This window comes from Streptomyces sp. ATLC9 (assembly GCF_057196705.1).
The window spans coordinates 1-3775 of the sequence record NZ_JBXUOY010000393.1 but is presented as its reverse complement, the minus strand read 5'-3'; the positions used below and the strand labels follow the sequence as shown (position 1 = coordinate 3775).

Sequence of the window (3775 nt, the reverse complement as noted above, 5' to 3'; positions counted from 1 at the left end):
GGCCCGCACCGGGCGTCCCCGGTGCGGGCCGTCCCCGTCGCGTCCGGGCCGCCCGCTACCGGGCCTCGCGGCGGTGGGTGCGCGCGTAGTGGCGTGAGGCCTTGGCGCGGTTGCCGCAGCCGGACATGGAGCACCAGCGGCGGGTGCCGTTCCTGGAGACGTCGTAGAAGTGCAGGACGCACTCGTCGTTGGCGCACGCCCGGACGCGGTCGGGGGCGGTGCCCACCAGGCGCAGGTAGTCGTCGGCGGCCAGCCAGGCGGCCAGCCAGGCCGGGTCGTCGGTCTCGGCCCGCTCGACCGGGCCTTCGGGTCCCAGGCTGCGCAGGAGGCGTCCCCGCGCCAGGACGGCGTTGAGGCCCTCCCGGGCGCGTCCGTCGCCGGGGTCGGTGACGACGGCCTGAAGCGCCTCGCGGGCCGTCAGGGCGGCCGTCAGGGCGGCCGGTGTGGCGCCGGTCCTCTCCAGCAGGCCGCGGCCGGCCAGCCACACGCCGAATCCGTCGAGGTCCTCCAGCAGATCGTGCCGGATCCCGCCGTCGATCCACCGGGTGTTGAGCAGGTCCAGGCTGAGCGGTTCGCCCAGGAGGGGCCTGGGGTCGGGACCGGGCGCCCCGGACGGAGGGCCGGTGTCTCCCGCGTCGTCACCCATACGAGCTCCTTCCGTCGGCTGTTCGCCATCCCAGCCTAACCGGCTATCACGCCATAGGGAGTTGCACCCTCCGGGACTAACCATTAAAGTTTCGATCAACGGTTAGTCCGGGATGGCCCCGGACGCCGCCTTGGAGGTATTCCGTCATGTCCGCAACCGCCGTCCCCGCCGCCCTGCAGACCGGGCACATCGGTCTGAACGTCACCGACCTGGACCGTTCGCTGGACTTCTACCGCAAGGTCTTCGGGTTCGAGGTCCAGGGAGAGGGCCGCGAGTCCGGCCGCGCCTTCGCCTTCCTCGGCCGCGAGGGCCGTCTGATGGTGACCCTGTGGCAGCAGAGCGAGGGCACGTTCGCCTCCGGCGTGCCCGGCCTGCACCACCTGTCCTTCCAGGTGGAGACGGTCGAGGAGGTGCGCTCGGCCGAGGAGGTCCTGCGCAGCCTGGGCGCCGGGTTCAAGTACGACGGCGTCGTCCCCCACGGCGAGGGCGCCGCCTCCGGCGGGATCTTCTTCACCGACCCCGACGGCATCCGGCTGGAGATCTACGCCCCGACCGGCGCCGACACCGCCGCGGCCCCCGTCGCCTCCGCTCCCACCTGCGGCTTCTTCTGAGCCGCCACCACACGGCCGGGCCGCCGCCCCTCTCCCCCCGACCGGCGGCGGCCGCCCGGCCACCCCTCGCCCGCCCTGTCCCACCGCACGTCCCGAGGAGCGACCACAGTGAGCGGCCCTTACCACCGCGGTGAGCGCGAGGTCCAGCGGCGCGCCGGACTCCGGCGGGAGGCCGAGGTCTCCGGGCGCGCGATCCGCGACACCGTGCCGCCCGTCGCGGCCTCCTTCCTCACCCAGCAGCGCCTGCTGGTCGCCGGGGCCGCCGACGACCGCGGGGACGTCTGGGCCACCGTGCTCACCGGCCCCGCGGGGTTCCTGCGCGCCGAGGACGAGCACAGCCTGTCCGTCGCGGCCCGCCCGGCCCCGGCCGACCCCCTGGCGGCCGTCCTGGAGCGCCCCGTCCACCTGGGGATGCTCGCCATCGAGGCCGCCACCCGGCGGCGGATGCGGATGAACGGCACGGCGCGCCCGCACGGCGGCGGGCTCCTGGTCGACCTCGACCAGGTGGTCGCCAACTGCCCCAAGTACATCCAGAAGCGCACCCCCCCGGCGGCCGACCCCGGCCCGCCACCGGCGTCCGCGCCTTTGTCCCGGGTCCGCAGGAGCGACCGCCTCGACGACGGCCAGCGGCGCTTCCTCGCCGGCGCCGACACCTTCTTCATCGCCACCGCGGACGAGCACGGCCGCGCCGACGCCTCCCACCGCGGCGGCAACCCGGGCTTCCTCCGGGCTCCCTCGCCCACCCTCGTCCGCTGGCCCGACTACACGGGCAACGCGATGTTCCTGACCCTGGGGAACCTCCTGGTCAATCCCAGGGCGGGCCTGGTCGTCCCGGACTACGCCACCGGCGCCACCCTCCACCTCACCGGCTCCGCGCGGGTCGTCTGGGGCGCCGGGGACGCCGGGAGTCCCGTGCCCACGCCCGCGGACACCGGCCGCATGGTCGAGTTCACCGTCACCGGCGTCGCCGAGCTCCCCGGCACGCTGCCCGCCGGGTGGAGCCCGCCCGCGCTCTCGCGCTTCAACCCTCCCGTGCCCGCGGCCGGGGCGCCGAACGCCGTCTGACGCCCCGTCCGCTCCCCCGTTTCCCGCCCTTCGTCCGCGTCCCCCCGCCGCCACCGCCGGTGCGGCACGGCGCGACGCGGCCCCCACCAGGAGTCATCCATGCGCATCCACGTCGACATGAACCGCTGCGAGAGCCACGGCCAGTGCGTCTTCGCCGCCCCCGAGCACTTCTCCTTCGACGAGGACGACAACCTCCTCGTCGTCGGGGAGGTCCCCGAGGACGAGGAGGTCCGCGCCGCCGTCCGGGAGGCCGCCGCGTCCTGCCCGGTCCGGGCCGTCTCCCTCCACACCGCCGGGTCCGGCGCGTGAGCGCGCGCCCGGGCCCGCGCCACGTCGTGGTGGTCGGCGCCTCCCTGGCGGGCACCGCCACCGCCCGCGCCCTGCGGGAGCGGGGCTACGACGGCCGGGTGACCCTCGTCGGCGACGAGCCCCATCCCCCCTACGACCGGCCCCCGCTGTCCAAGCAACTCCTGGCCGGGGAGAGGGAGATCGGCGACATCGCCCTGCCGTCCACCGACGGCCTGGACATCGAGCTGCGCACCGGCGCCGCCGCCACCGCCCTGCACCCGGCCGAGCGCACGCTCGTCCTCGCCGACGGCGGCCGCCTGGAATGGGACGCCCTCGTGATCGCCACCGGCGCCGCGGCCCGGCCCTGGCCCGCGCCGGTACCCGGTGGCGTCCACACCCTGCGCACCCTCGACGACGCCCGCGCGCTGCGCCGGGAGCTGGCCGCCGAGGACGCCCGGCTGCTCGTCGTCGGCGCCGGGTTCCTCGGCTCCGAGGCCGCCGCCACCGCGGCGGGGCTGGGCGTGCCCGTGACCCTCGTCGAGGCCGGGGAGGCGCCCATGGCGCGCGGCGTCGGAACGGTCGCCGGGGGCTTCGTCGCCCGTCTGCACCGCGAGGCGGGTGTCGACCTGCGCACCGGTACCACGGTCCGGTCCTTCACCGGCGCCGGCCGTGTCACCGGCGCCCGCCTGGAGGACGGCACCCACGTCCCGGCCACCGTCGTCCTGACGGCCCTGGGCGACGTGCCCAACACGGCCTGGCTGCGCGGCAGCGGCCTGCTCCTGGACGGCGCCGTCGTCTGCGACGAGTACGGCCGCGCCCTCGCCGGGGACGGCACGGCGGTACCGGGCGTCCTCGCCGTCGGCGACGCCTCCCGCCGCCCGCACCCCCTGGCCCGGGGCACGCTCCACCTGGGGCACTGGAGCGCCGCGGTGGAGCACGCCGCCGTCGCCGCCCGGGTCCTGCTGCACCCGGCCGGGGACGGCGGGCTGCCCGGACTCCCCGCCGCGGTGCCCTCGTTCTGGTCCGACCAGTACGGGGTCCGCTTCCGCTCGCTGGGCCTGCCGCACCTCGCCGACGAGGCGCGGACGGTGGAGTACGACGTGCCCGGCCGGCGTCTGGAGGTCACCTACCACCGGGGCGGCGAGCTGATCGGCGTCCTCACCGC

At 76.5% G+C, this 3775-nt stretch carries 5 protein-coding genes; 4 read left to right on the top strand and 1 reads right to left on the bottom strand.

Going from position 1 to position 3775, the window contains the following annotated elements; translation table 11 throughout:
* Nucleotides 1-55: 55 nt before the first annotated feature.
* Nucleotides 56-646, bottom strand: a complete 591-nt coding sequence (locus AC2CJA_RS25270; RefSeq protein WP_484604988.1) for a CGNR zinc finger domain-containing protein — start codon at nucleotides 644-646, stop codon at nucleotides 56-58.
* 146 nt (nucleotides 647-792) lie between these two features.
* Here AC2CJA_RS25270 and AC2CJA_RS25265 point away from each other — a divergent pair, with 146 nt between their 5' ends.
* The 4 genes from AC2CJA_RS25265 to AC2CJA_RS25250 form a co-directional block, all read left to right on the top strand.
* Entirely contained in the window at nucleotides 793-1257 is a 465-nt protein-coding gene (locus tag AC2CJA_RS25265) for a VOC family protein (RefSeq protein WP_484604987.1), read from the top strand.
* Nucleotides 1258-1365: 108 nt separating this feature from the next.
* Nucleotides 1366-2322: a pyridoxamine 5'-phosphate oxidase family protein gene (locus AC2CJA_RS25260; RefSeq protein ID WP_484604986.1), complete on the top strand. Its 957-nt coding sequence runs from the start codon at nucleotides 1366-1368 to the stop codon at nucleotides 2320-2322.
* 99 nt (nucleotides 2323-2421) lie between these two features.
* Nucleotides 2422-2631, top strand: coding sequence for a ferredoxin (locus tag AC2CJA_RS25255; RefSeq protein ID WP_484604985.1), 210 nt, complete (start codon nucleotides 2422-2424; stop codon nucleotides 2629-2631).
* Nucleotides 2628-3775: NAD(P)/FAD-dependent oxidoreductase (locus AC2CJA_RS25250; RefSeq protein ID WP_484604984.1), on the top strand; the 1148-nt coding region annotated here is incomplete at its 3' end. The genes AC2CJA_RS25255 and AC2CJA_RS25250, both read left to right, overlap by 4 nt.